Origin of the sequence: Acinetobacter sp. SH20PTE14 (genome assembly GCF_021391555.1) — a bacterium.
In the GTDB taxonomy this organism is placed as follows: Bacteria; Pseudomonadota; Gammaproteobacteria; order Pseudomonadales; family Moraxellaceae; genus Acinetobacter; species Acinetobacter amyesii.
In genome coordinates, this window is sequence record NZ_CP090067.1 from 312,006 (window position 1) to 326,526 (window position 14,521).

Here is a 14,521-nt window from a genome sequence, read left to right on the forward strand (position 1 = left end):
AATGAAAATTACGTTTCAAGATCTATACACCGTTGAACAGCCCGCAGAATGGATGTTGCAATCCTTTCAGGGCTTCAATCTGGATAGTCGCAAAGTTACAGCAGGGCAAATATTTATTGCCCTGACTTCGTTTTCGCAACCTGAAAAAACAGCACAATTTGCAGGTACAGCGTTAGAAAATGGTGCGTTGGCAGTCATTTCAGAAACTGATTTGGGCTTGGATCAAAGTGTTGTGATTGCGGATGTGCGTCAATTGATGGGGCAGTGGCAAAAGCAATATTTACAGGCGACTCAACCAGCTCAAGCTGCACGAATTTTGGCAGTGACGGGTACCAATGGTAAAACCACGATCTCTCGTTTAATCGCTGAATTAATCATGCTGCAAGGCAAAAAATGTGCAGTGATGGGAACCACTGGAAACGGGATTTTACCGAATTTAGAAGCCTCATCTCACACTACTTTAGATGCGTTACATATGCAAAATGCATTGCATGCCTATGCGCTTGAGGGTGCAGAGTTTGCTGCCATTGAGGCAAGTTCGCATGGCTTAGAACAAGGTCGATTAAATGGCTGTGCAATTGAAATTGCCGCTTATAGCAATTTAAGTCGTGACCATTTGGATTATCATAAAACCCTTGAAGCCTATGCTGAAGCGAAATCACGTTTGTTTCAGTTTCCATCGCTCAAAGTTGCAGTCATCAATCTCGATGATGAACATGCAGAAGTGATGCTGAATGCCGCACGCCAAAATCCGGCTCAGCCTAAAATTTTGACTTATTCAACGCGTCAGGCTGCGGATTATCAAGTGACGGATATTCAATACAGCTTAACGGGCGCAAAATTTAAATTGCGTACTGCTCAAGCTGAATTTGTGGTGCAAAGTCCATTATTGGGACACTTCAATATTGAAAATATTGTGGCGAGCTTAATTTCAGCGGAGCAAGCGGGTTTTGACTTATCTGCCTTGATCGCAACTGCGCCCGAGTTAAAAGGTGCACCGGGGCGTATGCAAGTGATTCGTGATGATGAACGCCTGTTTGTGGTGGATTATGCACATACACCAGATGCTTTAGTTCAAGTGTTACAGACTTTAAAACGTCATGTGTCGCAACAGTTATGGGCGGTGTTTGGCTGTGGTGGTGATCGTGACCGTGGTAAGCGTCCATTGATGACACAAGCGGCATTAAACCATGCAGATGTTGCGTTGATTACCTCGGATAATCCACGTACTGAAAACCCAGAACAAATTTTTGCAGATATGAAGGCTGGTATTGATTTTACTGGAAAAACTATCCATGAAATCCATGACCGCCGTGAAGCGATTAAATTCGCAGTCAACCATGCGCAAGCGGGTGATATTGTGGTGATTGCTGGTAAAGGCCATGAAAACTATCAAGAAATTGATGGTGTTCGACATTGGTTTGATGATGTGGTGGAAGTGAAATCGGCGATTGATTCACAGCATCACAACACTGATTCGGCTTATCCAGCGCAATAGGAAACAGATATGCATACTTCAACGACCAGTACGGTTCCGTTAGAACCATGGACTGCCGAACAGTTGGTTCAAGCGACACAAGGGTACTGGCATAACAATCAAGCGCCGACAGGTTCTGTAAAACGAATTTTGACCGATTCACGTCATGCAGAGCAAGGTGATGCTTTTCTTGCCCTGAAAGGTGAACGCTTTGACGCGCATGACTTCCTTGCTCAAGTGGCTGAAAAGGGTTGTGAAATTGCCATTGTGAGTCATCCGGTCGATGTGGATATTTATCAGTTGGTGGTTGCAGATACACGTTTGGCGCTTGGACATTTGGGTGCATTTCGTCGTGCCCAAAACCCAGCTTTAAAAGTCATTGCCTTGACAGGAAGCAGTGGTAAAACTACGACCAAAGAGATGCTCGGTAGTATCCTTTCTCGTCTTGCACCAACGTTGATTACGCGCGGTAATTTAAATAATGACCTTGGCGTACCGATGATGTTACTTGAGTTGTGTCCAGAACATCAGTATGCCGTGATGGAGCTTGGTGCCAGTCATAAGGGTGAAATTGATTACACCTCAAATTTGGTACAGCCTCAGGTTGCCGGTATTTTAAATATTGGTACTGCTCATATGGGTGAATTTGGTGGGCGTGATGGCATTTGTTGTGCCAAGTCTGAAATTTATGCACATATAGCGAAAATAGGAACTTCGATTGTGCCTGCGGCAGATGATTTTACAGATGCCATTCGTCAAGCGGTGCAAACTGAGCAAGTAATGAGTTTTGGTCAGGGCGGGGATGTCTTTGCGACTGAGACGGAGCTTCAGGCTCAATCTTCACGTTTTATCTTAAATACGCCACAAGGTGCACGCCCTGTTCAACTGCCATTTGCTGGTGAACATAATGTGCAAAATGCCACTGCAGCCGCAGCTTTCGCGTTGTCGATTGGTGTGAGTTTAGATGATATCGTTGTGGGGCTTGAACATGCGACAGGTGCCAAAGGTCGTCTAAACTTTATTCAACACAAAGATTATTTGTTTATTGATGATACTTACAATGCAAATCCAACCTCAATGCGTGCTGCTGCTGATGTACTTGCGCAGCAAGATGGCATCAAAGTCATGGTCATTGGGGATATTGGTGAGTTAGGTTCATCTGCTGCACAGCAGCACTACATGTTGGGACGTGATCTTGTATCACACTCTGGTCTTCAATTTGTCGTTGCTGTCGGTGAGTTTTCACCTGCCGTGCAAGAAGGCGCGCGCAGTACCCAATATGGTAAAAAATTACAGGCCTTTCTTACTCAAGAACAGGCTTTACCGTTATTAATTAGTCTAGTCAAAACACATCAGCCTCAGTCCATGAGTTTCCTGTTTAAAGGTTCTCGTTATACCCACATGGAAACTTTGATGGCTGACTTGATGGAGAAACTTTAATGCTGTTATGGTTATTTGAGCAGCTTGCGGGTTATCACAGCTCGTTTCAGGTTGTTCGTTATTTAACGCTTCGTTCGCTACTCAGTGTCTTAACGGCATTGGCCATTGGTCTGTTGCTTGGACCTGTGATGATCCGCAAATTGCAAGCTCTCAAATATGGTCAGGCAGTCAGTTCATTTGCACCTGAAAATCATGCAAAAAAAATGGGCACACCGACTATGGGCGGTGTGTTGATTTTACTATCTATTGGGATTTCAACCTTACTTTGGGCCGATCTTTCAAACCCTTATGTATGGATTGTACTTGGCGTGATGGTGATCTTTGGTGCTGTTGGCTGGGCCGATGACTGGATTAAAATCCGTTATAAAGATAATGCCGGTCTACCTGCGAAGAAGAAATTCTTTTGGACTTCTGTGGCATCGTTAGGCGCCGGTATTGCGCTCTATGTGATTGCGACACAGCAAGCAAACCCAGTACATACCTCAAATATGTTGGATCTGCTGATTCCATTCTTTAAAGAAATTAGCATTCCGTTGTCTATTATTCCACTCGGTATTGGCTTTATTGTCTTTACTTATTTGGTGATTAACGGCGCATCTAACGCTGTGAACTTAACCGATGGTTTAGATGGTCTGGCGATTATGCCGATCGTTTTGGTTGCCGCAGGTTTAGGTGTATTTGCTTATCTGGCTGGTGATGTTCGTTTTGCCGATTATTTACATATCCCTTATGTGAAATACGCATCTGAACTTGTCGTGATCTGTGCGGCAATGATCGGTGCTGGTTTGGCATTCTTATGGTTTAACGCGCATCCAGCTCAAGTCTTTATGGGTGATGTCGGTGCCTTATCTCTAGGTGCGATGCTCGGTACGATCGCAGTCATGGTTCGTCAAGAAATCGTTTTTGCCATTATGGGCGGTGTCTTTGTGGTTGAAGCTATTTCTGTTTTCTTGCAAATTGGCTCACTGCGTATGCGGAACAAGCGTGTATTCTTAATGGCACCGCTGCACCATCACTATGAGAAAAAGGGATGGCGTGAAACTCAGGTGGTGATTCGTTTTTGGATTATCACAATTATGCTGGTAGTTTTGGGTCTAATGACTTTAAAATTACGTTAAGCAAATAAATAAACGAAACCGGCATTTGCTCCCACAGATGCCGGTTTTTTTATTTCAAAAATATAGTGGAGTAAATGATGAACCTGTTGATGTGTCCTGTATGCCGTGAAGCATTGAAACTCACAGAGCGGACATGGCGCTGTGAAAATAATCATAGCTATGATGTTGCAAAACAAGGCTATGTCAATTTACATGTAGTTCAGCATAAACACAGTAAAAACCCGGGCGATACGCCTGAATCTGTACAGGCGCGTCGAGCATTTTTAAGTGCAGGTCACTATGCACCTTTGCAACAGACAGTAGTGGCTTTGATTCAAAAGTTACGTGTTGAAAACTTGTTGGATATTGGCTGTGGTGAAGGCTATTACACCAATGCGATGCAAGCTGAAGTATTACAGTGTGTGGGTGTCGATATCGCTAAAAATGCAGTACAAGTGGCCGCTAAACTGAATAAAGAGGTGACTTGGGTGGTTGGGACAGGGGCAACCTTACCTGTATTAGATCATTCGATTGACTTGTGTACGAGTTTATTTAGTCCTATTCCTCAAGAAGAAATCCTTCGTGTGTTAAAGCCTGAGGGGCACTTGATGGTGGTTACACCTGCGCCAGAGCATCTTTATGCAATGCGTGAAGCCCTGTTTGAAGAAGTAAAACTACATGAACCGCATAAATTTGTGGAACAACTGGCGAATGATTTTGAACTGGAAAGTGAGCAAGTGGTACAAGCGAAAATGTCACTTTCTCAGCAGGATCTCAAAAACTTAATTGCAATGACACCTTATGCCTATAAAGTCAAAGCTGAGCGTCGAGAAGCTCTAGAAAAAAATGAACAATTTGAGTTGCAAGCGCAGTATCAAATTTATCTCTTTAAAAAGAAATAATGCATTGGAAGTGATAAAAAAGCCCTCGTTTGAGGGCTTTTTTTATGCAGTATTTACTGAACTTGATCGATGAGATGATCAAGTGCGTCCGTTTTATGCTCTGCACCTTGTGGTTTAGGCTGCATTGGCGGAGGCGCAGTTCGAGTCGGTGCAAGATTGGTTTCAGTAGACCCAGGAAGGTCGTCAAAATCATTTTGCGAAGCCTGCGGCTTCGGTGCAACAGGAGCAGGACGATACAGCGGTTGAGCCATTGGTGGCGTTGCTGCACGATCTTGTTCAGGTTGACCTTGAGTCGCTTTAGCTGAATTACGGTTGATTGGATTCTTGGCATGGGTGTCTAAACGCACCCAAGCTTCAGGTGTGCCTTTGAGTGATTTCGCCATAAAATCTGACCAAATTGGCAGAGCTGCAACACCACCATATTCACGACGACCTAAGGTAGAGGGTTGGTCAAAACCGACCCAAGCCACAGTGACTAATTTTCCATTAAATCCAGCAAACCACGCGTCTTTTGCGTCATTGGTTGTACCGGTTTTACCGCCTAAATCTCCGCGACCAATTTTTAAAGCCGCTCGACCTGTACCATGTTGGATCACGTCACGCAAGATGTTCGCCATATCAAAGGCCGAACTCGACTTCAAAATTCGCTGAGCTTGCTTATAGTTTGCTGCTTCAGTATCTGAAATTTTCGATTCAGCAGGTTTATTATCCTGATTAGTGACTTCAATCACTTCATCATCCGGCGTGGTCGGATCTGCTGATTCAACTTCGTCTTTTTGATTGATACATTGAATACATGCATATTCAGGATTGGCTTGATAAATCACTTTGCCATAAGCATCTTCAATACGGCTAATAAAGTGCGGTTGAATACGATATCCACCGTTGGCAAATGTCGCATAACCTGTCGCCATTTGAATCGGCAATACCTGTGGGGTACCTAAAGCAATGGTGTAGTTACGTGGAATTTGGTTTTCTTGCAAACCAAAATCCATAAATAATTGGCGAGTACGTTCAATCCCGACGACTTGTAATAAGCGAACTGAAACTGTGTTACGTGATAAATAGAGGGCGCGGCGTAGAGGAATCATCCCCAAATAGCGACCGTCAGAGTTTTTAGGCGTCCATTTGCCAATCGTAATTGGATTGTCATTGACCATGGAGTATGGAGTCATACCGCGTTCAAGTGCTAAAGCATAAACAAAGGGTTTAATGGTTGAACCCGGCTGACGCCAGCCTTGTAGAGCACGGTTAAATTTAGATTGATAAAAATTATAACCACCGACAATGGCTTCAATGCCACCATTATTGGGGTTGAGTGCGATCAATTGACCTTGCGCTTTTGGAATTTGCACCAAAGCCCATGAGCTTTTATCAGCATTCGGACGTAGGCGAATAATATCTTTTACTTTAACAATTTGTGAGGCTTTGCTTGGCGCATTGCCTACACTATTGGCATTGCGATAGGGACGTGCCCAAGACAGACCTGACCATGGAACAGTCACACTACTGCCGTCTTGCATCAACACTTCGATGCTGGTGTTGTTGACTTTAGTGACTTCGGCAGGATAAGTGTTAGCATATGGAATAAAGTTTTTTAATGGCTCATCATGTGCTTCTGCACCACGCCAACCATGTCGTCTATCGTAAGCTTCAAGACCATCTTGCACAGCTTGCTCAGCATAGGCTTGGCGTTGGCTGTTGATGGTGGTATAGACTTTATAGCCAGAATCTGTCGCTTGTTCGCCAAACTTTTCTACGAGCTCAGAGCGAACCATTTCCCCGACATAGGGGAATTTGTTGCTAACTCCGCGGTCAGGCATATCGAGATTAATTGGTTCAGCAATTGCTTCTTGATATTCCGATTGATTGATATAACCCAATTGCAACATACGTCCTAAAATCCAATTACGACGCTCTAAAGCACGTTTTGGATTGGCTACAGGATTATATTTTGATGGTGCTTTGGGGAGGCCTGAAATCATTGCCATTTGAGCCAAGCTCAAATCTTGCAAGCTCTTGTTATAATAAATTTTTGCAGCTGCTGCGATCCCGTATGCATTTTTGCCCAAAAAGATTTTGTTAACATACAGCGTTAAAATTTCTTCCTTACTTAGATTTTGTTCAATTTTTCGAGCAAGGAAAACTTCGGTTAGTTTACGTTTTAAAGTACGCTCTGGAGTCAGATAATAGTTTTTTGCAACCTGCATGGTGATGGTTGAACCACCCGTTTGCACATCTGAGCCTGTAATACTTTCACTGACGGCACGCCCCAATCCTTTGAAACTAATTCCGCTGTGTTCAAAGAATGAAGAATCTTCCGCAGCTAAAAAGCCATGAATGAAATGAGACGGGATTTGGTCGTACTCTACAGGAACCGAAAGTTTGCCACCATATTCTGCAATCAGCTCATTATCAGCACTATAAACTTGCAATGGTTTTAATAATGGAGCCTTTTTTAAGATGGACATTTCAGGCAAAGACGGGGCAATATAGAGATACATGCCATAGAAACCCATTGGAATTGCGACCAAAACAATAATAATGGCCAAAAAAAATGGATGAACAAGGCCTGAACAAGATAGCTTTTTCATAACAAGTAAGTTTTAATAAGAGCTAATGGCAAACTAATTGGTGGTCAGTATATCCTTTCGATATACGGATTGTTAGATGAGTTATTGTATCTGTATAAAATTATAGACCAATGCTAATTAGTGGGTTAATTTTTTTGGGGATAAAAAAATAATAGGAATTATATTGTGCTCAGGTTATATCGTAAGCCAAATAAGGGGTTAATAGGAGTAGATATTAGTTCGACTTCTGTTAAGGTTTTGGAACTTTCTGTAAAGAGTGGGCGGTATTGGGTAGAAAGCTATGCTTTGGTGCCATTACCAGAAGGAAGTGTTGTTGAAAAGAACATATTGAATCCGGAAGCTGTCGGTGACTGTTTAGAGCGCGCAATTAATTTGGCCAATACGCAGACCACTAATGCAGCTTTGGCGGTTCCAACGTCGATGGTGATTACAAAAATCATCGAAATGGACGCAGATATGAACGATGATGAACGTGAAATTCAGATTCGTGATGATGCTGAGCAATATATTCCGTTCCCACTTGATGAAGCGAGCCTTGATTTTGAGGTCTTGCCAGATCGTCTGTCCAACCCAAATCGTGTCAATGTTTTGCTTGTCGCTACGCGTATTGAAAATGTTGAAGCGCGTGCGGAAGTCATTCAGCTTGCTGGTCTTACACCAAAAATTGGTGATGTAGAAAGCTTTGCAATTGAAAATGCATTTAAAGTTTTCTCAGATACTTTGCCAATGGGTGTGAATACCGTGGGTATTTTAGATATTGGTCATAGTATGACGACCTTATCTGTCATGCAGAATAACAAAGTGATTTATACCCGTGAGCAAGTGTTTGGTGGCAAACAATTGACACAGGAAATTCAAAATCGCTATGCATTGTCTTTCGAGGAAGCAGGTCGAGCGAAAAAAACACGTGCCTTGCCAGATGATTATGATATCGAAGTCTTAGAACCCTTCTTAGAAGCTGTCGTTCAACAAGCAGCACGTTCTTTACAGTTCTTTTTCTCATCTTCACAGTTCAACGAAATTGACCATATTTTATTGGCAGGGGGGAATGCCAATATTCCGGGGCTTGCAAAATTACTTCAACAAAAATTGGGTTACCGCGTCACGATTGCCAATCCATTCTTACAAATGGGTTTTTCACCTCAAATTGATATTAAAAAAATTGAAAATGATGCCTCATCACTCATGGTGGCATGCGGTCTAGCATTGAGGAGTTTTGATTAATGGCAAAAATTAACTTGCTCCCTTGGCGTGATGAGCTAAGAGAGAAACGAAAAAAAGAATTTATTGCACTTTGTATTGGGGCTTTCTTAATTGGGGTAATTGGGGTTGGTTTAACATGGTTGTACTTTGATCACAAATTAAAAGATCAAGAACAAGCGAACCAATTGATTATCAGTCATAACCAAAACCTAGATGTTCAATTAAAGTCTTTGGATGGTTTACAAGAACAGCGTAATGCTATTATTGAACGAATGAAGTTGATTCAAGGCTTACAAGGTCAACGTCCAATCGCTGTACATCTTGTAGATGAATTGGTTCGTGTGACACCTGCCAATATGTACATCACAAAATTTGAACGTAATGGCGACAAATTTATGATCGAAGGGCGTGCGGAAAGTCCAAACACTGTTGCAGATCTACTGCGTAATTTGGAAGCATCACCTTGGTATCGTAATGCCTTCATGAGCTCATTCCTTGTGGCGGAAGAGAAAAAAGACAAAGCACCGACGTCAGTGGTTCCTCGCGTAGAAGAATCTTATGGTGCATTTACTGTGACTGCTGATTTGGAGCAAATTGCGCAGCCGACCATTAATGATCCAGCAGCAAATGCAGGACAGTCAGCTTCATCGGCGCAAACATCTGACGCACAAACAGCAGCAACACCAACTCCGGAGGCTGCAAAATGAGTCGTGATGAATTTGAACAATTGAATCAAGATGCTGTGGTCATTCCGAAAAAGAAAATGACTTTTGATAAGTTTGTACAGCAGTTCAATACGCTAGATCCGAATAACTATGGTAGTTGGCCAATTTCAGTCAAAATTACATGTTGGATTTTTATCATTATCCTTGTGGCAATTTTGGGCTATTTCTTGGCGATTAAAGGCAAGATTGAAGCTATTTCAAGTGCCAATGCACAAGAACAAAATTTGTTAAATGAGTTTCGTGAAAAAGATTCAAAACTACGTAATTTGCAACAATATCAATTGCAGTTGCAGGATATGGAAGCACGTTTTAATCAACAGTTAGAACAATTGCCGAAAGAAACTGAAATTCCAGGTTTGGTTGAAGATATCAACTTAACAGGCGTGAATTCTGGATTGAAATTTAAAATGATTCGTCTTGAGCCTGAAGTGAAGCAAGAGTTCTTTACTGAACAGCCAATTCATATTGAGGCAACAGGTGATTACCACGCCTTTGGTTCATTTGTAAGTAGTATTGCGGGGCTTTCACGGATTGTGACTTTGCATAATTTAACGATTACAGCAACTGAAAATAAAGAAAAGAACTCAGATATTCCAAAAATTGACTATGTGATTTCTGCAAAAACATATCGTTATGAAGGGAATACTGAAAGTGCTGCAAAAGCTGCAGATTCAGCAAGCACACAGGAGGCTCCAAAATGAAAATGAATAAATTGGCACTTTCTGTGATGGTTGGATTTGTATTGGCTGGTTGTGAATCACGTATTGATGTGGTCAATCAAGAGATGGCAAATATACGCAATCAAGCGCCACTAGCGATTGAACCTGCGCCAGATTTTGTACCTGTCGAGACTTTTAATTATGCGGCGCATTCTTTAAAAAGTCCGTTCTTGCCAAGTTCATTGGCAGCAGAACTTAAAATCATGGCAGGTAAGCGTGTTTATCCAAACTTGAGCCGTCAGCCTCAACCTTTGGAGAGTTATGCACTCGAAACCCTGAATATGAAGGGTAGTATGCGTAACCAATCTGGGCAAATATTAGCCTTGATTCAGACACCTGATGGTGAAGTTGAGCGTATTCAACGTGGAAGTTATATGGGGCTCAATCATGGTCGAGTGGTAAATATTACCCCGACTCAAATTGATTTGATTGAGATTATTCCGGATGGGCGAGAAGGATATGTAGAGCGTCCTAGAAGTCTCATATTAATTGGACCAGCACCTTAAGCTTAAAGGAATAAAAATGAAGAATAGTGTACAAGATTTTATTTTTGGGGATGGCAATACAATGAATCATGTGTTTCGTCAGTTTTCGATGGGGGCTGTTGCAATGGCGATGATGCAAGTTGCCAATGCTCAGGTGAGTGTAACCAATGTGGTACCAATGCAAATTCCAGGTCAAGGGACTGAAATTCGCGTGATGTTTAATGGCTTGCCGCCACAACCACAAGCTTATCAACTCGATCAACCATCACGACTAGTTTTAGATTTTGATAAAGCACAGCAAAATTTAAAACAAAGTTCAATTCCTGTGGCAACGGCTGAAGCGAGCACTGTGGATGTGAGTTCGGATGCACAACGTGCGCGCTTAACTGTGAATTTAGCCAATGCTGGCGCTTTTACCACGCGTGTTGAAGGTAATACCTTTATTTTAAAAATTAACTCTGCACAAGCTGCAAATTATGTACAGCCTGTAGCACAACGTCAGCAACAGGGCATCTCAAATATTGGTTTCCACCGTGGTTCTAATGGTGAAGGTCAAGTTGTTGTTGATTTACTGGGTGGAAACACCCCTGTTGATGTTCAACAGCAAGGCAGTAAAGTGGTGATCCGTACTTTAGGCAATAAAGTACCTGCACATTTGACTCGCCGTTTAAATGTCAATGATTTTGCAACACCTGTTGCAACGGTAGATGCACATAATGATGGCGGTAATGGTGTGATTACCATTCAGTCGACGGGTAGCTATGAATATATGGCGTACCAAACTGATAATAAATTAACGGTAAGTTTGAAACGTCCGGAAGATAAGAATCCATTACGTCCTAAAGCTGCCAATCATTATATCGGTAAGAAGATTTCATTAGACTTCCAAGATATTGAAGTACGTCGTGTGCTGCAACTTTTGGCTGATTTCACTGAAATCAATATGGTTGCTGCTGATACGGTGCAAGGGAATATTACACTTCGCTTAAAAGATGTGCCTTGGGATCAAGCACTAGATATCGTATTGAAAACCAAGAATTTGGACAAACGTCGTAATGGTAATGTGATTTGGATTGCGCCTGTATCTGAGTTGATTAAAGCGGAAGAAGAAGAAGCAAAAGCCTTACGTCAAAGTATGAAGTTGGCACCATTACAGACTGAATATTTAACGCTGAGCTATGCAAAAGCAGCTGAGATAGAGAAGCTGATTACGCAGTCTAAAACTGCGGGTAATAGCGGTTCGTCAAATAATAGTAATAATGCTGATGATGATCGGGGTAATTTGTTAAGTCCACGCGGAACGATTTCTGCAGATACGCGTACAAATACACTGATTATTAATGATACCGCGCAAAACATTGATCAGATTCGTAAGATGGTGGATTTGCTTGATGTATCAGTCAAGCAGGTCATGGTTGAAGCACGTATTGTAAAAGCATCTACTGACTTTACCAAAGAAATGGGTGTGAAATGGGGTCTCTTGTCTCAAGGGATTAACCAAAATGACCATTTATTGGTGGGTGGTAGTGATACTACGCTTTGGGACTTAAAAACACCGGATGATGATGGGAAATATACTATTCAACGTCCAAGTAACTTAAACGTGGACTTAGGGGTGACTACCGCAGGTGCCAGTCGAATTGCGTTCGGCTTAATTAGTCTTTCTGATTTTATGTTGGATTTAGAGCTTTCTGCTTTACAAGCGGATGGTTATGGTGAAGTCATTTCTACACCAAAGGTACTGACAGCGGATAAACAACCCGCCAAAGTTGCATCAGGTCAAGAAATTCCATATCAAACCACAACGGGTACAGGTTCAAATGCGACTTCTTCTACCGAGTTTAAAGAAGCTTTATTAAGTCTGGATGTCACGCCTAGCATTACTCCAGATGGTAAAGTGCAAATGAAGCTGAATATCAAGAGCGACTCACCAGCAGGATATGCACAAAATGGTGAAATCATCCTGAATAAAAATGAAATTAATACCGATGTCTTAGTCAACAATGGTGAAACTGTTGTGCTCGGCGGTATTTTTAATCAGGAAACACAAAGTAAGCAAACTAAAGTACCGTTCTTAGGTGATATTCCTTATGTGGGTCGCTTATTCCGTAAAGATATGAAAAGCGATGCAAAAAATGAGTTACTGATTTTTGTTACTCCGCGAATTGTTAATGACAGTGTTACGAGAAATCATTAATATATTTTCAATTTAACAAAAGAAATAGGTGACTCCTTGCCAAGCAAAGAGTTTGAAACCCTACCAAATATCTATTTGGTAGGGCCAATGGGGGCAGGAAAAACAACCGTAGGGCGACATTTAGCAGAATTGTTAGGACGTGAATTTCTAGACAGTGATCATGAAATTGAACGTAAAACAGGTGCGACCATTCCTTGGATTTTTGAAAAGGAAGGGGAAAAAGGCTTTAGAAGTCGTGAAACGAATGTCATTGATGAGTTAACTGCAAAGAAACAACTGGTCTTGGCGACTGGCGGTGGTGCTGTGACTCAGCCCCCAAATCGTGAATTTTTAAAACAACGAGGTATTGTTGTTTATCTATATACTCCGGTGGAAATTCAGTTACAACGAACCTACCGCGACAAAAATCGCCCACTTCTTCAAGTGGAAAATCCAGAGCAAAAGCTACGAGATTTATTGGCTGCCCGTGATCCTCTTTATCGTGAAGTCGCCCACTATATTATTGAAACCAATCAAGGTGCGGCGAGAGATCTTGCGCAAAAAATTTTTAATTTAATTGTTTCACAAAATATATCTCGTTAGAAAAGGTTAAATTCATGCAAACCTTACATGTTGAACTCGGTGATCGTCGCTACCCTATTTTTATTGGGAGTGACCTTAATCCACAAACTTTACTTGAGCCTTATATTCAGGGTAAACAAGTGATGATTGTCTCTAATACCACAGTTGCCCCGCTCTATTTAAAACATTATGTAGAAGCAATTGAGGCATTAGGGAAAACTGTTGCGACATGTATTTTGCCTGATGGTGAAAAGTATAAAAATTTAGACCATTTGAATTTAATTTTTGATGCCTTGCTCGAAGCAGGCTTTAACCGCGATTGTACGGTTTTGGCATTAGGTGGTGGTGTTATTGGAGATATGACCGGTTTTGCCTCTGCATGCTATCAACGCGGTGTATATTTTATTCAAGTGCCGACGACTTTGCTGTCTCAAGTGGATTCAAGTGTCGGTGGAAAAACCGGGATTAACCATCCACTGGGTAAAAACATGATTGGTGCCTTTCAACAACCCCAAGTGGTCCTTGCGGATATGGCGCAATTAAAAACTTTGCCGGCGCGTGAACTTTCTGCAGGTTTGGCCGAAGTGATCAAATATGCATTGTTAGGTGATGTTGAATTCTTAGCTTGGCTTGAACAGCATATGGATGCTTTAGTTGCAGGTGATGCAACCTTGTTGGCTGAAGCGGTTTATCGTTCATGTGCTCATAAAGCGCGTATTGTGGCCAATGACGAAAAAGAACAAGGCGAACGTGCGTTATTAAACCTGGGTCATACCTTTGGTCATGCGATTGAATCGTACTTGGGATATGGTGAATGGTTACATGGTGAAGCCGTTGCAACAGGGATGGTAATGGCTGCAGATTTGTCCCAGCGTATGGGTTGGATCACTGCTGAAGATTTAGAACGTACAAAAAAAATCATTTTACGTGCACAATTACCGATAGTTTGCCCTAAAATTCCGCTAGAGGATTTTTTGGCGTATATGTCTCATGATAAAAAAGTATTGAATGGGCAATTACGACTTATTTTACTGAAATCATTAGGTCAGGCCATCATCACCAAAGAGTTTGATGTTGAGTTAATGAAACAGGCAATTTTGGCAAATCAGGCAGAGTAGGTA

Annotated in this window: 12 protein-coding genes; 11 read left to right on the forward strand and 1 reads right to left on the reverse strand. The window is 42.0% G+C overall.

The window, feature by feature from the left end; genetic code table 11:
• Position 1: 1 nt before the first annotated feature.
• From LXF01_RS01470 to LXF01_RS01485, 4 genes are all read left to right on the forward strand, one after another.
• Positions 2–1,498 carry a UDP-N-acetylmuramoyl-L-alanyl-D-glutamate--2,6-diaminopimelate ligase gene (locus LXF01_RS01470; protein WP_233944941.1) on the forward strand — a complete coding sequence of 499 codons (1,497 nt, stop codon included), beginning with the start codon at positions 2–4 and terminating at the stop codon, positions 1,496–1,498.
• A 9-nt stretch (positions 1,499–1,507) separates the two neighbouring features.
• Positions 1,508–2,917 carry a UDP-N-acetylmuramoyl-tripeptide--D-alanyl-D-alanine ligase gene (locus tag LXF01_RS01475; protein WP_233944942.1) on the forward strand — a complete coding sequence of 470 codons (1,410 nt, stop codon included), beginning with the start codon at positions 1,508–1,510 and terminating at the stop codon, positions 2,915–2,917.
• Positions 2,917–4,035: a phospho-N-acetylmuramoyl-pentapeptide-transferase gene (mraY, locus tag LXF01_RS01480; protein WP_078189386.1), complete on the forward strand. Its 1,119-nt coding sequence runs from the start codon at positions 2,917–2,919 to the stop codon at positions 4,033–4,035. Before LXF01_RS01475 ends, mraY begins: the two co-directional genes overlap by 1 nt.
• A 77-nt stretch (positions 4,036–4,112) precedes the next feature.
• The gene (locus tag LXF01_RS01485) at positions 4,113–4,916 is read left to right on the forward strand and encodes a putative RNA methyltransferase (RefSeq protein ID WP_180106972.1); all 804 of its coding nucleotides are present in this window, start codon (positions 4,113–4,115) and stop codon (positions 4,914–4,916) included.
• A 53-nt stretch (positions 4,917–4,969) separates the two neighbouring features.
• Here LXF01_RS01485 and ponA read toward each other — a convergent pair whose 3' ends face one another.
• Positions 4,970–7,510 (reverse strand): penicillin-binding protein PBP1a, encoded by a 2,541-nt coding sequence (ponA, locus tag LXF01_RS01490; RefSeq protein WP_233944943.1) that lies wholly within the window; start codon positions 7,508–7,510, stop codon positions 4,970–4,972.
• 165 nt (positions 7,511–7,675) lie between these two features.
• On the opposite strand from ponA, the gene LXF01_RS01495 reads away from it, so the two are divergent.
• From LXF01_RS01495 to aroB, 7 genes are all read left to right on the forward strand, one after another.
• Positions 7,676–8,734, forward strand: a complete 1,059-nt coding sequence (locus tag LXF01_RS01495; protein WP_078192532.1) for a pilus assembly protein PilM — start codon at positions 7,676–7,678, stop codon at positions 8,732–8,734.
• Positions 8,734–9,420: a PilN domain-containing protein gene (locus LXF01_RS01500; protein ID WP_078189382.1), complete on the forward strand. Its 687-nt coding sequence runs from the start codon at positions 8,734–8,736 to the stop codon at positions 9,418–9,420. The genes LXF01_RS01495 and LXF01_RS01500 overlap by 1 nt, the downstream gene beginning before the upstream one ends.
• Entirely contained in the window at positions 9,417–10,139 is a 723-nt protein-coding gene (locus LXF01_RS01505) for a type 4a pilus biogenesis protein PilO (protein ID WP_233944944.1), read from the forward strand. The genes LXF01_RS01500 and LXF01_RS01505 overlap by 4 nt, the downstream gene beginning before the upstream one ends.
• Complete coding sequence (locus tag LXF01_RS01510; protein WP_078192530.1) at positions 10,136–10,663, forward strand: pilus assembly protein PilP; 528 nt, start codon at positions 10,136–10,138, stop codon at positions 10,661–10,663. The genes LXF01_RS01505 and LXF01_RS01510 overlap by 4 nt, the downstream gene beginning before the upstream one ends.
• Positions 10,664–10,724: 61 nt before the next feature.
• A complete protein-coding gene (gene pilQ / locus LXF01_RS01515; RefSeq protein WP_233945411.1) occupies positions 10,725–12,839 on the forward strand; it encodes a type IV pilus secretin PilQ in 2,115 nt (704 codons plus the stop codon).
• 36 nt (positions 12,840–12,875) lie between these two features.
• Positions 12,876–13,421, forward strand: a complete 546-nt coding sequence (gene aroK / locus LXF01_RS01520; RefSeq protein ID WP_078189378.1) for a shikimate kinase AroK — start codon at positions 12,876–12,878, stop codon at positions 13,419–13,421.
• Positions 13,422–13,435: 14 nt separating this feature from the next.
• Positions 13,436–14,518 (forward strand): 3-dehydroquinate synthase, encoded by a 1,083-nt coding sequence (gene aroB / locus LXF01_RS01525; RefSeq protein WP_180173216.1) that lies wholly within the window; start codon positions 13,436–13,438, stop codon positions 14,516–14,518.
• Positions 14,519–14,521: the final 3 nt, after the last annotated feature.

Coding starts and splice junctions, on each gene's coding strand:
- LXF01_RS01500 (WP_078189382.1), top strand. CDS start 8,734: ATGGCAAAAATTAACTTGCTCCCTTGGCGTGATGAGCTAAGAGAGAAA.
- LXF01_RS01475 (WP_233944942.1), top strand. CDS start 1,508: ATGCATACTTCAACGACCAGTACGGTTCCGTTAGAACCATGGACTGCC.
- aroB (WP_180173216.1), top strand. CDS start 13,436: ATGCAAACCTTACATGTTGAACTCGGTGATCGTCGCTACCCTATTTTT.
- LXF01_RS01510 (WP_078192530.1), top strand. CDS start 10,136: ATGAAAATGAATAAATTGGCACTTTCTGTGATGGTTGGATTTGTATTG.
- mraY (WP_078189386.1), top strand. CDS start 2,917: ATGCTGTTATGGTTATTTGAGCAGCTTGCGGGTTATCACAGCTCGTTT.
- LXF01_RS01485 (WP_180106972.1), top strand. CDS start 4,113: ATGAACCTGTTGATGTGTCCTGTATGCCGTGAAGCATTGAAACTCACA.
- pilQ (WP_233945411.1), top strand. CDS start 10,725: ATGAATCATGTGTTTCGTCAGTTTTCGATGGGGGCTGTTGCAATGGCG.
- LXF01_RS01505 (WP_233944944.1), top strand. CDS start 9,417: ATGAGTCGTGATGAATTTGAACAATTGAATCAAGATGCTGTGGTCATT.
- ponA (WP_233944943.1), bottom strand. CDS start 7,510: ATGAAAAAGCTATCTTGTTCAGGCCTTGTTCATCCATTTTTTTTGGCC.
- LXF01_RS01470 (WP_233944941.1), top strand. CDS start 2: ATGAAAATTACGTTTCAAGATCTATACACCGTTGAACAGCCCGCAGAA.